14 protein-coding genes are annotated in these 20,661 nt (G+C 70.3%); 11 read left to right on the top strand and 3 right to left on the bottom strand.

All coding sequences use genetic code 11. From position 1 onward, the window contains the following. Nucleotides 1–50: 50 nt before the first annotated feature. The 8 genes from CW348_RS02840 to CW348_RS02805 all read left to right on the top strand — a co-directional run bounded on the left by CW348_RS02840 (nucleotide 51) and on the right by CW348_RS02805 (nucleotide 7,512). A complete protein-coding gene (locus tag CW348_RS02840; protein ID WP_061783583.1) occupies nucleotides 51–785 on the top strand; it encodes a cell division protein FtsQ/DivIB in 735 nt (244 codons plus the stop codon). Nucleotides 786–1,167: 382 nt separating this feature from the next. Next, nucleotides 1,168–2,577 carry a cell division protein FtsZ gene (gene ftsZ, locus CW348_RS02835; protein WP_011291560.1) on the top strand — a complete coding sequence of 470 codons (1,410 nt, stop codon included), beginning with the start codon at nucleotides 1,168–1,170 and terminating at the stop codon, nucleotides 2,575–2,577. Nucleotides 2,578–2,651: 74 nt separating this feature from the next. Next, the gene (gene pgeF, locus CW348_RS02830; RefSeq protein ID WP_038043535.1) at nucleotides 2,652–3,377 is read left to right on the top strand and encodes a peptidoglycan editing factor PgeF; all 726 of its coding nucleotides are present in this window, start codon (nucleotides 2,652–2,654) and stop codon (nucleotides 3,375–3,377) included. Beyond that, entirely contained in the window at nucleotides 3,374–4,096 is a 723-nt protein-coding gene (locus CW348_RS02825) for a YggS family pyridoxal phosphate-dependent enzyme (RefSeq protein WP_011291562.1), read from the top strand. The genes pgeF and CW348_RS02825 overlap by 4 nt, the downstream gene beginning before the upstream one ends. Before the next feature lie 120 nt (nucleotides 4,097–4,216). Then, a complete protein-coding gene (locus tag CW348_RS02820) occupies nucleotides 4,217–4,738 on the top strand; it encodes a cell division protein SepF (RefSeq protein ID WP_104612572.1) in 522 nt (173 codons plus the stop codon). Between the two features lie 39 nt (nucleotides 4,739–4,777). Continuing rightward, a complete protein-coding gene (locus CW348_RS02815) occupies nucleotides 4,778–5,083 on the top strand; it encodes a YggT family protein (RefSeq protein WP_011291564.1) in 306 nt (101 codons plus the stop codon). A 130-nt stretch (nucleotides 5,084–5,213) separates the two neighbouring features. After that, nucleotides 5,214–6,056, top strand: coding sequence for a DivIVA domain-containing protein (locus tag CW348_RS02810; RefSeq protein ID WP_011291565.1), 843 nt, complete (start codon nucleotides 5,214–5,216; stop codon nucleotides 6,054–6,056). Nucleotides 6,057–6,120: 64 nt separating this feature from the next. Next, on the top strand, nucleotides 6,121–7,512 hold the full coding sequence (locus CW348_RS02805; RefSeq protein WP_287462693.1) for a hypothetical protein: 1,392 nt from the start codon (nucleotides 6,121–6,123) through the stop codon (nucleotides 7,510–7,512). Nucleotides 7,513–7,651: 139 nt separating this feature from the next. Here the strand turns inward: CW348_RS02805 and ileS are convergent, their stop codons facing one another. Beyond that, nucleotides 7,652–10,834 (bottom strand): isoleucine--tRNA ligase, encoded by a 3,183-nt coding sequence (ileS, locus tag CW348_RS02800; RefSeq protein WP_016188495.1) that lies wholly within the window; start codon nucleotides 10,832–10,834, stop codon nucleotides 7,652–7,654. 375 nt (nucleotides 10,835–11,209) lie between these two features. Here ileS and CW348_RS02795 point away from each other — a divergent pair, with 375 nt between their 5' ends. The 3 genes from CW348_RS02795 (at nucleotide 11,210) to CW348_RS02785 (ending at nucleotide 13,201) form a co-directional block, all read left to right on the top strand. After that, a complete protein-coding gene (locus CW348_RS02795) occupies nucleotides 11,210–11,476 on the top strand; it encodes a hypothetical protein (RefSeq protein ID WP_011291568.1) in 267 nt (88 codons plus the stop codon). Nucleotides 11,477–11,726: 250 nt separating this feature from the next. Continuing rightward, nucleotides 11,727–12,275: a signal peptidase II gene (locus tag CW348_RS02790; protein WP_011291569.1), complete on the top strand. Its 549-nt coding sequence runs from the start codon at nucleotides 11,727–11,729 to the stop codon at nucleotides 12,273–12,275. Beyond that, entirely contained in the window at nucleotides 12,272–13,201 is a 930-nt protein-coding gene (locus CW348_RS02785; RefSeq protein ID WP_011291570.1) for an RluA family pseudouridine synthase, read from the top strand. The genes CW348_RS02790 and CW348_RS02785 overlap by 4 nt, the downstream gene beginning before the upstream one ends. 72 nt (nucleotides 13,202–13,273) lie before the next feature. Here the strand turns inward: CW348_RS02785 and CW348_RS02780 are convergent, their stop codons facing one another. Both CW348_RS02780 and CW348_RS02775 read right to left on the bottom strand, forming a co-directional pair. Next, nucleotides 13,274–17,959, bottom strand: a complete 4,686-nt coding sequence (locus CW348_RS02780) for a DEAD/DEAH box helicase (RefSeq protein WP_104612570.1) — start codon at nucleotides 17,957–17,959, stop codon at nucleotides 13,274–13,276. Then, nucleotides 17,956–20,661 (bottom strand): hypothetical protein (locus CW348_RS02775; protein WP_287462688.1); only part of this gene is annotated, 2,706 nt, incomplete at its 5' end. The genes CW348_RS02775 and CW348_RS02780, both read right to left, overlap by 4 nt.

Below are 20,661 nucleotides of genomic sequence, written 5' to 3'. Positions count from 1 at the left end.
GCGCCGCGGTATGCTGCCGCAGTCGACCACCGGGGAGCGGAGGGAGGAGGGTGACGGTCGAAGAGCGGAGCAGCGCAGCGGTCTCCGACGAGGGCGCGTCCCGGCCGGACCCGTGGCAGGCCGCCTTCATCATCCTGCTGGTGAGCGGCCTGGTCGGGGCAGTGCTGTGGGTGCTGTTCGGCTCGCGCCTGCTCGCCGTCCGCCAGATTGAGGTCACCGGCCTGGACCGCCTCGCGGAGACCGAAGTGTTGGCGGCCGTGGACGTGACCCCGGGGACCCCGCTGGCCCGGGTGGACACCGACGCTGTGGCGGCGCGAGTGTCCGAACTGCGCCTCGTGGACTCCGTGGACGTGCAGCGCGGCTGGCCCGCCACGCTCCGTGTCGCGGTGACCGAACGCGTCCCTGTCTTCGCGCTGGCCGCAGCAGACGGCGGCTACCTCCTCGTGGACTGGGAAGGGGTGTGGGTGGAGAAGAGCGAAGCGGAGCCGGAAGGCTACCCACTGCTCCACGTATCCGGCGACGTCGAAGGCAACCCCGCGGTGGCCGACAGCGCGCTGGTGCTTGCCGCACTCCCCGACGCTCTGGCCGCGGATGTGGCAGCCGTGGTGGCGACCGACCGGGCCCGTCTCACCCTGGAGTTCACCACCGGGGCCACAGCGATGTGGGGAGACACCGAACGGGCAGCGGACAAGGCCCGCGCCCTGGAAGTGCTCATGGCGCAGCATCCCCCTGAACCGGGACGCCACTACGACGTGAGCGCTGAAGGGGTGGCGGTGGTCCGGTGATCTTCCTAACCCTGCCTGCCCAGGGTGGGATGGACGGTGCGCTTACTGGCGTATCCGACACCGAAGTGCGCGACACGCCGATAGGCTGAAGCGGTGGTTAGTTGCCCGTTACCAGGGTGGCGGCTTACTGTCAGAAAGCACAGTCTTTAGTTGATATAACGACAAGCATTCCCGTGCCACAGTGGTGGTGCGGGCGGGACGTGGACGTGCCCGCACGGTCCATGCCCCACCCGGGCATCTCCCCGGAGGCGCCCGGAACCACGAAGCAAGCAGAACCGGACAGCTTTCGCGCCGAACCGGTTCCGGGAGGGACGTCCCCCACGGCCGATCCTCCCGGAGGGGCGGCGCGGCTGGCAAGAAGCGAGCGGAAAGGCCCCTCGTCGTGGCAGCACCGCAGAACTACCTCGCGGTCATCAAAGTCGTCGGGATCGGCGGCGGCGGTGTCAACGCCGTCAATCGCATGATCGAAGAGGGTCTCAAGGGCGTCGAATTCATCGCCATCAACACCGACGCTCAGGCGCTGCTCATGAGCGACGCCGACGTGAAACTGGACGTCGGCCGTGAACTTACTCGAGGTTTGGGAGCGGGCGCCAACCCCGATGTGGGGCGTAAGGCGGCTGAGGACCACCGCGAAGAGATCGAAGAGGTCCTCAAGGGCGCCGACATGGTCTTCGTGACCGCCGGTGAGGGAGGAGGCACCGGCACGGGCGGCGCCCCCGTAGTCGCCAACATCGCTCGCTCCCTTGGAGCGCTCACCATCGGTGTCGTCACCCGCCCGTTCAGTTTCGAAGGCAAGCGGCGCGCCACCCAGGCTGAGGCGGGGATCGCGATGCTGCGTGAGGAAGTAGACACGCTCATCGTCATCCCCAACGACCGCCTCCTGTCGATCTCGGACCGGCAGGTGAGCGTCCTCGACGCCTTCAAAGCCGCCGACCAGGTGCTGCTGTCGGGTGTGCAAGGCATCACCGACCTGATCACCACCCCCGGGCTGATCAACCTGGACTTCGCCGACGTCAAGTCGGTCATGTCCGGGGCGGGCTCGGCTCTCATGGGGATCGGATCGGCACGCGGAGACGACCGCGCGGTCGCAGCAGCCGAGATGGCGATCTCCTCGCCGCTGCTGGAAGCCAGCATCGACGGCGCCCACGGAGTGCTGCTGTCGATCCAAGGCGGTTCCGACCTCGGCCTGTTCGAGATCAACGAGGCAGCACAGCTCGTCGCCAACTCCGCGGCCGCGGAGGCGAACATCATCTTCGGTGCGGTCATCGACGACGCGCTCGGCGACGAAGTGCGGGTCACGGTTATCGCCGCCGGGTTCGACGAACCCCAGGTGGAGTCGCCATCCCCCACCCCCTCCCGTGCGGTCAGCGCACCGACCACGCCCGCGGCGCCAGAGCGGTTCACCCCGCCACCGCCTCCTCCGCCGCCGCTGCGTACCGTGGAGCCGCCCCGCTCCGAACCGCCGACGCCGAGCCTGGCGCGCGACCCCCGTCCCACGACGGAACCGGACAGCGGGGCTGAGACGGCAGCGGAACCGGCCGCAACAGAGGAACCGCAGTCGGACAGCGCGGCAGCCAGCGAGGCCAAGGAGACCAAGGACACGCCGGCGAATCGGGACGAAGACCGGCCCTACCGGCCCGGAGGCCTCTACCCCATGGGAGGGGAGGGCGGGTACACCCGTCCCCGGGTCTCCGACAGCCCGTTCTCCCGCAGCGGTGAGATCCCCACACCGCGACGCCGCGTCGTCTTCGACGAAGGCGACGACCTCGACGTCCCCGACTTCCTCAAATAGCCGCATCCGGGCCGGTCCTCGCGGACCGGCCGCACCGTTCGCTCCCCCACGAATCGGATAAGGAGGTGCTCCCCGTGACGGGCACCGTGGTCGAGTTGGCCCCCGGGATACACGCCGGATTCACCGGCCGTGCCGGAGGAGTCAGCGGGGAGCCGTACGCGACCCTGAACCTGGGCGACCACGTGGGTGACGACCCTGCAGCGGTGGCGGAGAACCGGAAACGGGCCGCCCTCGGGTTCGGGATCTCCCCCGACCGCGTGGTGTGGATGAACCAGGTGCACGGCGCCACCGCGGTGACCGTGACCGGATCCGGCCAGGCGGGGGACGTCGACGCAGTCGTCACCCCGGAAGCAGGCCTCGCCTTGGCGGTGCTGGTGGCGGACTGCCTGCCCCTGCTGGTCGCGGACGCCGCAGCCGGGGTGATCGGCGCGGCGCACGCGGGACGCCCGGGCATGGCGGCGGGAGTGGTGCCTGCCCTGGTGGCGGAGATGGCCCGGCACGGGGCGCGCCCCGAGCGGTGTGTTGCCCTCCTGGGGCCCGCGATCTGCGGCCGCTGCTACGAGGTGCCCCGCGACCTGCAGGACAGGGTGGCCCGCACGGTTCCAGAAGCCCGCTGCACAACCGCGGAAGGCACACCAGGACTAGACATTCGAGCCGGAGTCACCGCACAGTTGACGAACTTGGGCGTGACGAATATCACTCATGACAGTCGGTGTACTCGGGAGAGCGCCGACTTGTTCTCCTACCGCAGAGACGCGACCACCGGACGGTTCGCCGGATATGTCTGGAGGGTCCCATGAGCGGGGAGGCACGACGCGCAGAGCTCGCCGCGAACCTGGAACGGGTCCGCGAGCGGGTCGCTGCCGCCTGCGCGGCGGCAGGACGCAAGCCCGAGGAGATCACCATCGTCGCGGTGACCAAACAGTATCCGGCCTCTGACGTGCGTCTTCTCGCGGAACTGGGTATCCGCGACATCGGCGAGAACCGCGACCAGGAGGCGGCGCCGAAAGCAGCCGAATGCCGTGATCTCGATCTCACCTGGCATTTTGTCGGTCAACTGCAGACAAACAAAGCCCGCTCGGTGGCCCGCTACGCTGACGTGGTCCACTCCGTGGACCGGATGCGGCTCGTCACTGAGCTGGGACGCCGGGTCCGCGCCGCGGAACGTACGGTGACCTGCCTCATCCAAGTCAACCTGGACCCCGACTCCGAACAGGGCGTCCTAGGCCCCCGGGGCGGTGCCGACCCCGGTGACGTGCCCGCCCTCGCGGAGGCAGTGGAAGCCGAGGAAGGACTTGCCCTGGGAGGTGTGATGGCCGTCGCACCGCGCCAGGGTGATCCACGAGAAGCCTTCGACCGGCTTAAAACGGTCGCTGAGGAACTCCAAGCTCGCTACCCTCATGCCACGGTGATTTCCGCCGGGATGAGCGGAGACCTAGAAGCCGCAATTGAGCGGGGAGCGACACATCTGAGAATAGGTACGGCGTTGCTTGGCAATCGGAGGTTGATCGTGGGGTAATGTCCCCAGATGAACCCTGGGGCATACGCTGTTCCCTCCTCCGCTCAGGGGTGGACGGGGACCGAATCCATCGGCAAGTCATCTGCGGTGAATCACCACAGGGACGACGGAGGACAAGAGATGGCCGGCGCGCTGCGCAAGATGGCGGTCTACCTCGGCCTCGTGGAGGACGACCGTTACGATCACCGTTACGCGGACGAATACGATGACTTCGAGGACTTCGACGAGCCTCTCGACGAGCGGCCCAGTCGGAATCGTAGTCCCCGCGACGACTCTCGAAACAATGTTGTGACGGATTCCTCTGATCACTCTCCGTCACGAAATGAGCGACGTTCCCCCGCTCCGGCGCCCGCTACCGCAGATCTCGCCCGTATTACGACACTCCATCCCCGCACGTACAACGAAGCGCGTACCATCGGAGAGCATTTCCGTGAAGGTATTCCGGTGATCATGAACCTCACCGAGATGGTCGACAGCGACGCTAAGCGACTGGTCGACTTCGCGGCGGGTTTGATCTTCGGCCTGCACGGAAGCATCGAGCGTGTGACGAATAAAGTGTTTCTGTTGTCTCCGGCTAATGTTGAGGTGACCGCTGAAGACAAGGCACGTATCGCGGAGCGAGGGTTCTTCAATCAGAGTTAGAGCAGCACACACATCCAGCGAGGCAGCCGGAGTACGAGAGTGAACATCGTCCAAGTCGTGCTCGGCAACGTTCTGATCTTCGTCCTGTACCTCTTCCTGATCGCGCTGATCGGACGGTTGGTGTTCGACCTGGTTCAGATGTATGCCCGATCCTGGCGGCCCGCCGGGTTGGTATTGGTCTTGGCCGAGACGACCTATACGATCACGGACCCACCGCTCAAGTTCCTGCGCCGCTTCATCAAACCCATCCGGTTGGGGAGTGTCGCACTCGACTTGAGCTTCATGATCCTGTTCCTTGTGGTGATGATCCTCCTCCAGATCGTGGCGTCTGTCATGACCGTGTAGCAAGATCCGAGAGGCAGGAAGGTAGGCTCCGGTTCCAATACATGCGTCTTAACCATGATCTGGAGTGCCATAAGGTCACGATCAGGTAGCGTCCCTACGGACAGAGTCCAAGCGCGCCAAGGAGACGAACATGCCGCTGACACCTGCGGATGTACGCAATAAGCAATTCAGTACAACCCGGCTACGACCGGGATACGACGAAGAAGAGGTCGACGCCTTCCTCGACGAGGTTGAGGCTGAGCTCGACCGTCTGATCCAGGAGAACGAGGAACTGCGCGGCAAACTCGCTGAGTGCCTGCGCGGCAAGGTTCCCCCTGCGGGAATGAACGACTTCCAGCCCCAGGAGCCCCCCGCTCCTCAGGAGGCCCCCCAGCCTGAAATGCCGATGCGGCAGCCTGAGCCTGCCCCGGCAGCCGCCATGGGCCTGCCCGGCGGCGAAGACAACATGGACACCGCGGCACGGGTGCTGGCTCTCGCACAGCAGACCGCTGACCAGGCCATCTCGGACGCCCGCCGCGAGGCCGACGAGACCCTGGGCCGGGCCCGCCACGAGGCCGAGGACATCCTCAGCAAGGCCCGCCGCCAGGCCGAGCAGATCATCAACGAGGCTCGCGCCCGGTCGGAGAACCTTGATCGGGATGCCCAGGAGCGCCACCGCCAGGTCATGGGCTCGCTCGTGCAGCAGCGCGACGAGCTGGAGCACAAGGTCGCCGCGCTCAAGGACTTCGAACGCGAGTACCGCAGCCGGCTCAAGGAGTACTTCGAACGGCAGTTGCGGGAGCTCAACGAGGGAGCGCCCGACTACGGCAACAACCCGAACACCACGGGCGGTTTCCAGACCATGTCTGCTCCCACGGGAGGTAGCCCGTCGCTGCAGCACACCAACCCGGGCACGGGGAGCACGAACCCGTTCGCGTCACCCGAACCGGCACCGCATGGCTACCACCCGGGTGATCCGCACGATCGCCACTGAGTGACGGTCGACGGTCACCCCGGTCCTGTCCGTTCTCTCGATTCCTAAGTAAGGCGCTCACCCGGTGATCATCGTCTGCCTGGTGCTGGTCATAGCGGCGTTCGTCGTGATGGGCACAGCACTAGCCCTCGCAGAGCTGACTCTGGTCAACATCGCGCTCGGTCTCGGCGGGCTCGCCGCTGTACTGCTCGCGGTGGAGTTCGTCCGCAACAGGAAAGCCCTGTTTGGGCCGGGCCGTGCGGAGTCACTGCCCGATCACCGGAGTGCCGGACTCCCCGGGGCCGTGACCGGACCGGTACGGACGGACGATGTGGGGAAGGCGTCCGTCCCGCCTCTGGGCACGGCAGCGGCTACCGGCCAGGTGGCAGCCCCGACCACCAGCGTCGGCAGCCCTCCCGTGGCAGTCCAGGACGACGGAGACAGGACCGCGGTAGTCGGGATCTCCGTCCCCGCGCCGGTTTCCGAACCGGTGCGGGAGGCATCCATTCCACCCCCTGCGGAGGCACGCGACGCTACGCTGTCCGAGCCTCCCCAGGAGGAGCAGCACGAATCCGCCGAATCCAGCAGCGGCAGCTCTGCGGACGACACCCCCACTGCCGCGGCATCCCAAGAGGACGCCGACGACGCAGTCGAGGCCGTCCCAGCCTCCGAGCCGGAGGACCGTGCGGCGGGAACGGCGGAGGACACCGACCCGGTCGACACCGACGACCCGGTCGACGAAAACCCGCCCGTGGAGACTGTCGCGGAACCTCCCTGCTCCGACAGCGACTCCGACGACAGCGCGGCAGAGCATTCCCCGGATATGGAAGCCACCCAGGAGCTCCCTGTCCTCGCCGACCAGCTGCACGGGGCAACCGCGGTCGACACCGACGGTCCTGCAGCCGACAGCGAGGAAACCCCGGACTCTGCTGCGGAGGAGCTGACAGTCGACTCCGAGCGGGACGCGGAAGCGGACGACGGCGAGTCCGAGGACACCGCGTCTGTCGACGCCGCCATCGCGGAACCGGATTCCGAGACTGCAGACAGCGACGAGGAGTCCGAGGCCGCAGACAGCGGCAGCGCTGACACCGCCGAATCCGATCCGTCCGGTGACGACGGCGCCGCGCCCGGCAGCGCCGACCACGACGACTCCCCGGCGGATCCTGCGGACGACACTGATCCGGACGTCGACGAGACGGCCGTGATCACCTTCCGCGAACCAGCCGAATGGAATCCGCCTTTCACACTGCCATCCCAAGAGCAGTACGAAAACAAGAGCGTTTCCGCTGCGGCGATCGCCGAGCTCGCCGCCCGGTGGACCCCCACGGGCAGCGACCTGGGCACGGAAGCGGCTGCCGCTGAGACGGAACCGGACCAGACCGGATCCGACACATCCACCGACTCCGAGGACGGTTCCGACCCTGCCGACCCGCCTCGCGGCAGTACCACCGCCGCTGCAGACGACGCCACATCCTGAGACGTCGCCGTCCCGGCCCACCCGCCCCCGCGAGTATCCCCACCGGGGCCGCGGTGCCCGCCGACGGTCGGATTGAGGAAACGACTCCACGACAACGGGGCCGTGAACCCGAAAGGTCCACGGCCCCGTGCGACGTGTCTTAGGCCTTCCGCAGCCGCAGGGTGATCCCGAACTCCTCCGAGACGACCTCGTAGGCGTCGGCGTCGCCAGTGCCCTCGGTGAAGGACACCGCCAGCACTTCGCTGCTGATCGCCTCCGCGTGCTCAGCCATGGCCTGCGCTGTCATCTCGTCGGTCGCCGACCACCACAGGTGGATACGGTCGGAGATGTTCAACCCGCTGGACTTGCGCGCATCCTGCACCAGACGGATCACCTCGCGGGCAACACCGGCCCGGCGCAGCTCCGGCGTCAACTCCAAGTCCAACGCCACCGTCTCACCGGCCTCCGACGCCACCGTCCAGCCTTCCCGCGGCTGCTCGGTGACCACCACTTCGTCAGCGGAGAGCACCACCTGCTCCCCGTCGACGTCCACGGTCGCCGCATTGTCCGCGCGCAGCCGCTCCACCAGCGTCTTAGCGTCGGCCTCCCGGATCGCCTGGGCGACCCGCGGCGTGGTCTTGCCGAACCGCTTGCCCAGGGCACGGAAGTTCGGCTTCACCGAGTAGTCCACCAGGTCGCCGCCGACCACCGACAGCGGGTCGAGCTGCACCACGTTGAGCTCTTCCGCGATCTGCGCGCGCAACTGCTCCGGCAGCTCCGCAAAACCCGGGGCACCCACGAGCGCCCGCGCCAGCGGCTGGCGGACCCGCTGCCCCGAGTCCACCCGGGCCGCCCGGCCCAGCTCCACCAGGCGGCGCACCAGCGCCATCTGCTCCGACAGCGCAGGGTCGATCAGCGACTCGTCGGCCTTCGGCCACGACGCCAAGTGCACCGACTCCGGAGCATCCGGACGGCGCAGCGCCTGCCACACGTGGTCGGTGATGAACGGCACGATCGGCGCCATCAGCAGGGTGAGGGTCTCCAAGCATTCGAACAGGGTCGCGAATGCCGCAGCCCCCTCAGGCGTGCCCGCACCCGCCCAGAACCGGCGGCGCGACCGGCGCACATACCAGTTGGACAGGTCGTCGATGAACGTGGTCAACGCCCGGCCCGCCAGCGCCGTGTCGAACCGCTCCAACGCGTCGTCCACGGTCTTGATCAGCGAGTGCAGCTCGGAGAGGATCCAGCGGTCCAGCAGCGGCCGGTCCTGCGGCGCCGGCGCGTCCGCCAACTGCTCGTGGCTCCACCCGTCGCCCGCACCCGCGTACAAGGTGAAGAAGGACGCCGAGTTGTAGTAGGTGAGCAGGACCTTGCGGACAATCTCCTCCAGGACCGTGTGCCCGACCCGGCGCGGCATCCACGGCGAACCGCTGGCCGCCATGAACCAGCGCAGCGCGTCAGCGCCGTGCCGGTCCATGACAGGGATCGGCTCCAGGATGTTGCCCAGGTGCTTGCTCATCTTGCGGCCGTCTTCGGCGAGGATGTGGCCCAGGCAGACCACGTTCTCGTACGAGGAGCGGCCGAAGACCAGCGTGCTGACCGCCATCAGCGAATAGAACCAGCCGCGGGTCTGGTCGATCGCCTCGCAGATGTACTGGGCGGGGAAGTTTGCTTCGAACTTCTCCTGGTTGCGGTGCGGGGCACCCCACTGCGCGAACGGCATCGCACCGGAGTCGAACCACACGTCGATGACTTCCGGCACCCGGCGGGCCACCCGCTGCTCCAGCGGCAGCGACGGGTCCGCGTCCGGGTCGGGGATGACGATGTCGTCCACGTACGGGCGGTGCGGGTCCAGGTCGGACAAGTCCTGCCCGCTCAGCTCGCTCAGCTCCTTCAAGGAGCCCACACAGATCCGCCGACCGTCCGGGAACTCCCAGATCGGCAGCGGTGTGCCCCAGTAGCGGCTGCGGGACAGCGCCCAGTCGACGTTGTTGCGCAGCCACTCCCCGTAACGTCCGTCCTTGACGTTCGCCGGAACCCAGTTGGTCTTGGCGTTCTCCGCCAGCAACTGGTCCTTGATCGCGGTCGTCTTGATGTACCACGACGGCACCGCGTAGTACATCAGCGGAGTGTGGCAACGCCAGCAGTGCGGATAGCTGTGCTCGTAGTCGAGGTGCTTGAACAGCAGGCCGCGGTCTTTCAGGTCCGCCACGAGGGCAGCGTCCGCGGTCTTGAAGAACTCGCCGCCCACCAGGTCCAGGTGCTCCTCGAACGTGCCGTCGTTGCGCACCGGGTTGACCACGGGCAGCCCGTAAGCGCGGCAGACCTGCATGTCGTCCGCACCGAACGCGGGCGCCTGGTGCACCAGGCCGGTACCGTCCTCGACGGTCACATAGTCGCCGAGCACCACGAAATGCGCGGGGGAGTCGAACTCCACCAGCTCGAACGGCCGCTGGTAGGTCCAGCGTTCCAGCTCCGCGCCTTTGAACCGCTGCCCGGTCAGCGTCCAGCCGTCACCCAGCGCCGCACCCACCAGCGGCTCGGCCACGACCAACTGCTCAGAACCGTCCGTGGCCACCACATAGTCCACCTCGGGGTGCACGGCCACAGCCGTGTTGGACACCAGGGTCCACGGGGTCGTGGTCCACACCAGCAGCGCGGCCTGCCCGGCGAGCGGGCCGGACGTCAGCGGGAACCGCACATACACCGACGGGTCGGTGACTGTCTCATAGCCCTGCGCGAGCTCGTGGTCGGACAGGGTGGTGCCGCAACGCGGACAGTACGGGCTGATCCGGTAGTCCTGGACCAGCAGGCCCTTGTCCCAGATCTGCTTGATCGCCCACCACACCGACTCCACGTATTCGCGGTCCATGGTGCGGTAGGCCTCGTCCATGTTGACCCAGTAGCCCATGCGCCGCGTCATCTCGGTGAACGCGTCCACGTTCCGCAGCACCGACTCGCGGCAGCGGGCGTTGAACTCGGCGATCCCGAACGCCTCGATGTCCTTCTTGCCGGAGATCCCCAGTTCTTTTTCGACGGCGACCTCAACGGGCAGGCCGTGGCAGTCCCACCCGGCCTTGCGTTCGACGTAGAACCCCTTCATCGTCTTGAACCGGGGGAACACGTCCTTGAATACGCGCGCCTCGACGTGGTGCACGCCGGGCGTCCCGTTCGCGGTCGGGGGACCCTCGTAGAACACCCAGGTCGGGCCGCCCTGTGTCTGCTCTAGGGACCGTTCGAAGATCTTGTGTTCTTCCCACCGCCGCAGCACCTCGTGCTCCATCGCAGGCAGGTCGATCTGGGCGGGAAGCGTGGGGAACGGTCGAGTCGACTCCTTCGACACGTGGCGTACCTTTCCATCAGGGGTGCTGGTCACCTGACGGAGGGACGAGGCAGACGCCCCGCGGTACCACCCTCCTTGGCCGCGCGGCCGTCGTCCTGCCGCGCGCCCCACTCGTTGCTGATCGGCCGGTTCTACTGAGCGTCCGCACAGACGCCGTTCTTCCGGCGGCTCCGGGGTGATCTTCCCGTGCGGTCATACCCCCAGGCTTCCACCGTCCCCGGGTCGCTCATGGCTGTGTCCGCCGGTACTCGTCCCCATCAACGCCTTGCTGGGTTGAGGATATCCCAGGAAGCAGCACCGTCCGGCCGCCGTTTTCCGGCTGTAACGTGACCGGGGCATACTTGCGCCGAAAACCGCGAGACCGAGGAGGAAACGGTGACCCGAGCGACCCACGAGGGAGCCGTCCTGGTGACGCTGGCGGAACGCGACGCCGCGGAAGAACTCGCCGAGCAGTTGCAAGAGCAGGGGTACGCGCCCTGCACCGTGCACCGGGACATGTACGCGGGGGAAGACGACGCCGAAGACGTGGACTGGATCGTGGAAGTCCGCACCGGCCCGGACGGTGCTCCCGCCGTCATGGATGAGGAAGGGCTTGCCGCGCTCGCCGAAGAATACGGCGGGTTCGTGCACGTCGAAGAGTAACGGCCGCTGCGCAGCCAGATGAGGGAATCAGGTTGGCGCATAGAATGAGGGCTGGCCCGCACGCCACGCGGACGGAACACCGACGGCCGCGAGACCACGGAGGCGGCGGTACGCCGTATCCCACGTTGAGGAGTTCCCGCTGAGTGACGTCGACCCCGCTCAGGGCATCGAGAGTACTGAGGCTGAGAACGCGTCCCCACAGGACCGCCCGCGCCGGATAGGGCTGCTGCTGGCGGTTGCCGCCGGGCCCTTGGTTGCCGACTTCGTCACCAAGGAGATCGCGCTCGCGTACTTCTCCCCCCGCGACCCGATCGTGCTTCTCGGCGGCCTGCTCAAGCTGACACTCGTGTTCAACCCGGGGGCAGCGTTCTCCATCGGTACCGGGATGACCTGGGTGTTCAGCCTGATCATGGTGGCGGTCATCGGCACCATCCTGTGGACGGCACCTCGGCTGCGCAGCGCCGGATGGGCGGTGTCGCTGGGGTTGATCCTCAGTGGCGCCATAGGCAATTTCATCGACCGCGTGTGGCGTCCTGACACTCGGGAGATACCGGCGGCACTCGTGGGTCCGGACGCGCCAGGGACGTGGGTGGACCGGCTGTTCCATCCGCCGTCCCCGTTGCACGGTCACGTCGTGGACTGGATTCAGGTGCCCTACTGGCCGGTGTTCAACATCGCCGACTCCGCGATCGTGTGCGGCGGTGTCCTCGCCGTGCTGTTGGCTTTCCGTGGGATCAACATTGACGGCACGCGCGAGACAGACGACAAACGCGGTGCGACGCGAGGAGACGAAGCGTGAGTGATCACCGGAGCATGCCGGTACCTGACGGGTTGGAAGGCGATCGGCTCGATACGGCAATCGCCCGCCTCTTCGGCCTGTCGCGGACCCGTGCAGCCGAGCTGATCGCTGAAGGCAATGTGCTGGTCGATGGTGCGCCAGCAGCGAAGTCCGACCGGGTGAACGCCGGGGCGTGGCTGGACATCACCCTGCCCCCGCCCCCGAACCCCCCTGCGCCGCGTCCCGAGCCGGTGCCGGGGATGCGCATCGTGTACGAGGACGCCGACATTGTCGTGGTGGACAAGCCCGCGGGCGTGGTCGCCCACCCCACGATCGGCTGGTCGGGGCCGACCGTGGTGGACGGGCTGCTGGCCGCAGGGGTCGCGGTCGCGACCAGTGGTGCCGCCGAACGGCAGGGCATCGTGCACCGCTTGGACGCCAACACCACGGGGCTGATGGTGGTCGCGAAAAGCGAGATCGCCTACAGCTCGCTGAAACGCGCGTTCAAGGAGCGCACAGTGGAGAAGGTCTACCACGCGCTCGTGCAGGGGCACCCTGATCCGTTGCGCGGCACGATCGACGCGCCGATCGACCGGCACCCGTCAGGGGACGGCCGGTTCGCGGTGGTGGCGGGCGGCCGCCCGTCGGTGACCCACTACACCACGTTGGAGGCGTTCCGCGCGGCCAGCCTGCTGGAAATCGACTTGGAGACGGGCCGCACCCACCAGATCCGCGTCCACATGTCGGCGATCCGCCACCCGTGCGTGGGGGACACCCTGTACGGGGCGGATCCCACGTTGGCGGAGCGGCTGGGGGTGCACCGGCAGTGGCTGCACGCGATCCGGTTGGCGTTCACCCACCCCACGCAGTACCGCCGGGTGGAGTTCACCAGCTCGTATCCGGAGGATTTGGCGAAGTCGCTGGAGATTCTCCGCGCAGAGTCGTGACGGCATGCACGGCCCCCGCGGAAACCCTCTGAACACGGGTTTCCGCGGGGGCCGTGCCCCCTCCCCGACCGGTCAGGTCAGCGAGTGCAGCGCGGCGAGCGCGTCCCTGCGCACCAGCAGGTCGTGGCGGGTCTGGTTGCGATAGGTGCGCAGACACCCGTAGCAGGACGTCTCTTCCCCGCACTCGCAGTTCTCCACCCGTTTCCGGGCGGCGAGCAGCACTTCGCGGAAGTGCGTGGCAATCCGGACGGCGCCGCCTGCCCCGCCAGGCACCGTGTCGAACAGCACCAGGCTGGTGGTCTGCCCGGCCTGGAAGAACAGGGTGCCGTCGATGTCGTCGCGGCTGATCTCCAACGCGGCTGACGCGCCTTCCAGCAGAGCGTACAGCAGCGAATACCGGGTCTGGGGCGACGCTGTGGTGATGTTCAGCTTCCCGTGGAAGGTGATGTCCACGAGGTCGGTTTCGTACTTGTGCCCCAAGGACAGGCGGCTGAGCGGGCCGGTGCACGGGATGCCTTTGAGCGGGTGCGTGTGCTCTTTAGGACGCTTCTGGGCTGCTCTGCCGCCCCAGCCGCACCATTCACAGATCCAGAATCCGCGTCCAGACGGCCCTTCGGAGAGCGCCACGAGTTCCCCGCGGCTGCCTGCCAGGCACACCACTTCGCCTCCGCTGGGCAGCGGCCACCGTCGTTCCACGGGGTCGACCGCGAGCCGGAGCACGTGGGTAGAGCCGTGCCAGGACCGCTGCGGCGGAGTTAGGCCCGCGGCTTCCGTCTTGGGCAGGGCCACGAAACCGAACTCGGGAATGCAGTACTCGGTGGGCGTGCCGGTGGCTGCGGTCCCGCAGGCCGCACAGACTTCAGCGAGCCGTTCCGTGCTCTCCGCGTAGTAGCCGCAGGTGTCGCACACCCGGTAGGAGAAGCGGCGCAGCTCCCGCCCGGGCAGCCGGTACACCCCGCCCGACTGCCATTTTCTGCTGCCCGCCACGATCTCCACGCCTGGCGCGTACTCGTAGATCGCTGAGGTGAGGTCGCGGGCCAGCTCAAGTTTGCTGCCCACCGGCTCTTCGGCATGGTGGGTGCGCAGTTCCACGGTGTCGACGGGGAATCCGTACTTGGGCAGCACGTTGCGGGTCGCCAGGAAGCTGAGCAGCGAGCGGCGCACGATGGTGTTGATGGTCTTCCCGAACCGCCCAGCCAGCAGGTCGTTGCGTTTCTCAAAGGCTGCCACGCGGCGGCGTTCAAAGTCGGCGACGTCCTGGTCGACTTCGAGACGCAACTGCTCCAAGTGTTCGCACAGTTCGGCAACCCACCGGTCGTCGTCCACCCCGATGTCGGCGGCCACGTTGCTCGGCAGAATGCGCCGCAGTGCGGCCCTGATCTCCTCAGGGACCGGGGTGAGGAAGTCAGCCACGCGGGTCACCGGTGCGGGTGCTCCGTTCTCCCCGGGCAGGAAGAACGCGCCGACGGTGGCCCAGGCCTCCCCGGTGGCGCGGTGCCAGTGCCGGAAGAACGCGGCCAGCGCCACCGAGTGGGCGTGGCGGCGGGCGATGCGCTCGTTGGCGAGCGGCACGTAGGGCGCGCGCACCTGCCCGGCGATCATCTGCTCGGGCTCCTGGTAGCGGAACAGGTCGTGGGAGCGGCGCTGGGCGTGCGTGACCACCAGCGCGGCCGAGTCGGTGCGCCGCCCGGCGCGTCCGGCGCGCTGCACGTAGTTGGCGGTGGTGGGCGGCATGTTGTGCAGCAGCACCGCCTGGAGCTCGCCCACGTCCACGCCGAGCTCGAAGGTGGTGGAGCAGGACAGCATGTTGACGCGGCCCTCGACGAAGTCCTCCTGGATGCGGGCGGCCTCCTCGGTGGACCACTGCGCGGTGTGCTCCTGGGCGCGCAGCACCACCGGGTTGAGGCTGCGGTAGAGGCGCCGGTAGTGGTCGTCGTCCGCCTCGGGGGCGGGCGGCGTGAACGGGTGGAGCGTGCCGGGGCAGTTGAGGGTGGGGCACACCCCGCGCACCGACACCGGGTGCAGGCGGCGGCAGCTGTCGCACTGGTGGAGCGGGGCGTGCGCGCCCACGGGGGCCAGCAGCAGGGCGGTGTGGTCGACCCGCCACACCGTGCCGAGGACGCGGTCGCTGTCCGAGCACAGCCACCCCTCGCCCTCGCGCCCGCCGCCCAGCCCGGTGAGCAGCTTCCAGGCGCCGCGCAGCAGGTCCTCGGGGGTGAGCGAGGGGTCGGCGACGCCGAGCCGGTCCAGCAGCCGCCGCAGGTAGTCGACGCGGCGGTTGCTGGCCTGGCCGGGCAGCCAGGAGATCACCTTCCGCTTGGGGGCGGGGCCGCTCTCCCGCACGTAGACGGGGCCGCGCCGGGGCGCGAACGCCTCGTCGTCGGGGGCCACCCCCTCGGGCATGGTCAGCGCGCCCTGCTGGCGCAGGGTGCGCACGAGCTCGCCGAGCAGGTCCCACGCCTCGTCCTCGTCCAGCCCGAGCATCCGGGTCAGCGCCGGGGGCAGCCGCACGCCCTCGGGGCGTTCCATGCGGACGCGCAGCAGGCCGCGCCCCTCCAGGGACTGCCGGTCGTCGGTGGCGACGAGCTCCCGCATCACCCACAGGCCGGCGGCGTGCTCCCGGCGCTGGCGGGAGACGCGCCGCTCGAAGCTCCCGGCGCGCGCGGCCCGCCGCGCGGTGTGGCCGATCAGGTCGTCGACCCGGAAGTCGTCGGCGGCGTCGAAGCCGTGCTCCAGCCCCTCGAGGATGAGCCGCCGCTGCTGCAGCAGCGAGTAGCTGTGCTCCAGGTAGGGCGCGAAGAACGCGGCGGCCTGGCGGCTGTCGCTGAACGTGAGCAGTTTGCGGCCCCCGCCGGGGCGGTCGGCGCGCCCGGCGTCGGCGTCCTCGGGCAGCGCCTGGTAGAGCGCGGTCGCCACCACGGCCGCCGCGGCCTCGTTGCCGCTCTCCAGGCGGCGCACCGTGTCGAGGCCGCGCGCCCCGCAGGACAGGCAGCCGCTGGGGCGGCCGTTCCTGCTGCGCAGCTTCCGCACCGCGCGCACGGCACGGCCCGGGCAGCCGGAGACGCAGGCGCGCGCCGCGGTGCCGAGCGCGCCGCAGCCGACGCACAGGTGGTCGTCCTCGGGGGTGGTCCGCGCGACGGGCTCCTCCAGGGTGTCGTCATCGTCGTCGACGGCGATCGGGGAGTCGCCCAGGTGCAGCCACAGGACCTGGTCCTGGGGGCGGCGCTGGGGCAGGAAGCGGACCGCCGCGTCCTCGGCCGCCGTGGTGCCCACCAGGTAGGCGTCGCCGCAGCGTTTGCAGGCGGCGAGCTCGAACGCGGGCGCGTGGCAGTCGGGGCAGTGCTCGTGGCGGGAGAGCCAGACGTGCGGCCCCTTCCCGGACAGGCAGGTGAACGCGCCCTCGGTGGCGCGGGTGAACAGGTGGTAGCGCGCGGAGAGCAGCGGGTTGCCGTCGGGGTCGCGCACCCGGCTGCCCAGGGCGACCAGGGCGGCCAGCGCGGCGGCGGGCCGCACGGTGCCGTCGTGCTCTCCGGCGAAGACCCGCACGGCCAGGTCCTCCAGCGGCTGCGGGCCGCCGTCGGCGAGCAGGGCGCGCAGTTTCCGCATGCGCTGTTCGGCGGCGAGCACCCGGTAGGCGTCGCCGTCGGGGACGCCGTGCCGCCGGGCGGCGGCGACGAGCTCGGCCCCGGGGTCGGCGGCGCGGCCGATCGCCGCGTAGTCGGCGGCCGACAGCGGCCCCCACGGCCGGCCCGGGGCGTCGGTGCGGCGGGCGGCGGTCACCAGGTCCTGCCGGTCGGGGTCGGTCGCGTCCCACTCGAACGGCGCGTCGAAGAACAGCCGGGACGCGAACGTCATCACCGCCTGCGGGTCGTCGCCGACGGTGGCGCTGGTGGCGATGCACTGCAGGCGGCGGCCGGGGGCGACCCGGTCGCGCAGGCGGCGCAGCAGCATCGCCAGTTCGGCGGCCTTGGCCCCGTCGTAGACGTGCGCCTCGTCCAGGGCGACGAACCGCCAGTGCCCGGCGTGCTCGCCCTCGAACAGGTCGAGGTCGGCGGGGCGCAGCAGCAGGTACTCCAGCATCGCGTAGTTGGTGAGCAGCAGGTGCGGCGGCCTGCGCCGCATCTGCTCGCGGCTGATGAGCTCGTTGGGCAGCGGGTCGCGCTGGCCGTGCAGGCGGTGGTAGGAGTCGAGGGCCTGCCGGTCGCTGTCCTTGGTCTCGCCGGTGTAGCGGCCGAAGGTGATGTGCGGGCTGCCGGAGAGCAGTTCCCGCAGCCGTTTGAGCTGGTCGTTGGCGAGCGCGTTCATCGGGTACAGCAGCAGCGCGCGCACGCCCGGCCCGAGCTCGCCGCGCCGGTGCTGCTCCTCCAGCTCGTTGAGGATGGGCAGCAGGAAGCTCTCGGTCTTGCCCGACCCGGTGCCGGTGGCCACCACCAGGTTGCGTCCGGCGCGGGCCTTGCGGATCGCCTGCTCCTGGTGCAGGTAGAGGGGGCGGTCCAGGTGGATCGCGGGGCCGCCGGGCGCGGCGAAGGAGGGCGACAGCACGCCTTCGGCGACCAGTTGGCGCGGGGTGGCGCCGGTCCGGTAGGGCGGGGTGGCCTCCAGCAGCGGCCCCTTGGTCAGCAGCGGGCTGCTGCTGATCTGCTCCTCCAGGGCGTCGGCGAGTCCGCGGTCGCGCAGCGGCAGCAGGGAGCGCAGGTAGCGGCGGTAGCTGTCACTGATCAGGGCGCTGACGCCGATGGGGTCCAGGGTGGTGGTCACGCGGTCGGCTCCTTGAACAGTCGGGCGCGTTCGGTTCCGGCGAGGGTGAGTTCGGCGAGGACGAGGTCGACGGCGGCGAGGTCGGGGGCCGCGGCGGCCAGTTCCGCCCACTCCTGCCGGTAGCGCTCCACCAGCCGTCGGCAGTCGTCCACGTCCCGGGCGGCCAGGCGGGCGGCGGTGGCCAGCGCGGCGGACAGGGCGGGCAGGTCGCGCCAGGACCCGGGCCGGTCGGGGCGGCGGCTGTCGATCAGGGCGCGTGCCGCTGTCCGGTAAGCGTCGGGGAGCCGGTCGCACACCGCGGCGGTCAGCTTCAGGACGGTGGCCGCCCGGGAGCGCACCCTGTGCAGCGCGGTGCTGTTGCGCACCCCGAACAGGGCGAGGGCGGCCTGGGAGCGGTTGTCGGCGTCCAGCAGCGCCCGGGGCACCACTCCGGCGGCCCGCCACGCGGCCCTGACCTGAGCCTCGGGCATGCGGGCGAGGTGTTCGGCGGAGGCGTCGAAGCGGCCGACGCGGGCGTGCGGGTCGGCGTCGCCGGCCAGCAGTTGCGCGGCGGCGGGCCCGCAGCTGTGCTCCAGCTCCTCCAGCAGTTCGGCGTGCTCGGGCCGCTGCCGGGCGGGGTCGGTGGGGATGCGGGGCAGCAGGTCGCTGGTGGCCAGGGCGGCCGCGGCGGGCAGCCGCTGCCACAGCCGGACCGCCTCGTCCACGGTGACCCGGTCGTGCTGGGGTGCGGCGGCCAGGCCGCTGGCGATGAGGGTGCGGACGCTGTCGGCGGGGTCCAGTCCGGCGGAGCCGTGGGCGAGCAGCGCGGTGACGGGGTGTGCGCCGAGGGCGCGGGCACAGGCGTCGACGGCGGCGCGGTCCACGCCGACGGAGACGAGCCGGTCGGCCAGGCCCACGACCCGCCACAGCCGGGCGGCGGTCTCGTCGGTGCCGCGCAGCCGGTCGGCGTCGGCCTCCCCGGCGAGGACCCGGGAGAGCAGCACCTCCTCGGGGTCGTCGGAGTCGGGGACGCCGGGCGCGGGGCAGGTGAGCCGGTTGGCGTCGCGCCGGTCGGGCCAGTCGGGCCACTCCGCCGCCGACCACGGGTCGTCCACGGCCAGCAGCACCTCCAGCGGGCCGCCGTCGCGCAGGTCCTCGGGCAGGGCGATGCGGCCGTCCTTGGACACCGGCACCACCCGGGGCGGCCGCCACGGCGCGCGGTGCGGGTAGAGGGCGGCATCGACCCCGGGCATGCCGGGGAAGTCCGCCAGGACGACGGCGCCGTCCTCCTGGTGCGCCCCGGTGGCCAGGCGGCGCGGGCTGACCACGGCGACGTGCAGGACCCGGTCCCGGTAGGGGGCGGCGATCCGCAGGTGCCGGTGGGCGGCGGCGGTGTCGCCGATCTGGGCGATCGGGTAGCGGACGGTGGCGCCGCCCCGGTGCGCCGCGGGTTCCACCCGCTGCACCACGTCCTCACCGGAGATCACCGACAGCGGCCCGGGCAGCCCGCTGTCCTCCTCGCCTTCGGGGAGGCGCAGCAGCAGGTCGCCGACCCCGGTCACGGTCTCGGTGGCCAGCCGCAGCGGCTGGGGCCGCCACTGGGGGCTGGGGTCGCCGGTGCACAGTACGGCCAGGTGCGGCGGGCGGACGGTGACGGCCAGTTCGGCGGCGGCGGTGCGCAGCCGCGCCGCGAGCGTCGCCTCGCCGGAGCCGAGCCGCTGCGCCTCCGGTTCGACGTCCAGCCCGTCGGGTCCGGCCAGGACGGCGTCCACCGGTTCCAGCCCGGTGGGGGTGAGCGCCCGGAAGGCGGGCTCGTAGCGGGCGGTGAGCCCTTCGGCGACGGTGAGGTGGCGGCGCAGGCCGCGGCCGAGAGGGCCGCGCACGGTGACCAGGAACGAGCCGAGCACGGGGCGGGGCAGGCCCTCCAGCGGGCTGACGCGCTGCCCGCTGCGGCCGGTGGCGCCGGCCAGCAGCCGTCCGGTGTCGGCGTGCAGCACGTCGATGTGCCAGTCCACGGCCTCGCCCTCGGCGTCGGGCAGCACCACCACGGGCAGGTCGGCGTGGACGGGGGAGCCGGACGTGGTCGACACGCCCCGCACGGGAGCGGACTGGTCGAGGTGGGGGCGGGCGCGGCCGTGCACGAGGCGCTCGGGGCAGCCCTCCAGGCCGATCCGGTCGCCGCGGCGCAGGGTCACCCGCAGCAGTGTCCACCCCTCCCAGCCGTAGGGGGTGTCGCCGACCAGGTCGTCGCCGGTGTCGCCGCCGGAGCGCAGCAGGGCCCGGTCGGCGGGGTGCAGCAGCCACAGGCGGCCGGGCGGCAGCGCGAGCCGGGGGTCGAGCGGGTCGCCGTCGTCGGTGAAGACGAGCAGCGGGTCCTCGGGGTCGACCAGCGGCAGGTGTTCGGTGAAGCCGGTGTCGCCGAGTTCCACGCGGACGGTGCGGCTGGGGGCGGGCAGCGGGAACAGGGTGGGGGAGGCGGTGCCCGCGGCGGCGGCCCACCGGCCGTGGCCGCGCACCTGGTACGTGCCGCTGTCGGTGGTGATGCGCCAGCGCACGATGTGGTCGTCGCTGTCGCCGATGACGGGCAGCGCGACGTGCACGCCGTGCGCGTAGGGGTCGAGGCGCAGCCGGGGCCGGGCGCCCCGCTGCCGCCGGGGGCCGCCGGTGGCGGGGCGCGCGACCGGGGTCCCCGACGCGGCGGCCCGTTCCAGGGCCTCGCGGGC

Source organism: Thermobifida sp. (assembly GCF_017577275.1).
Classification (GTDB): Bacteria; Actinomycetota; Actinomycetes; order Streptosporangiales; family Streptosporangiaceae; genus Thermobifida; species Thermobifida fusca.
Note: the sequence above shows the minus strand (reverse complement) of the source record. Positions and strands in the feature narration are given on the sequence as shown.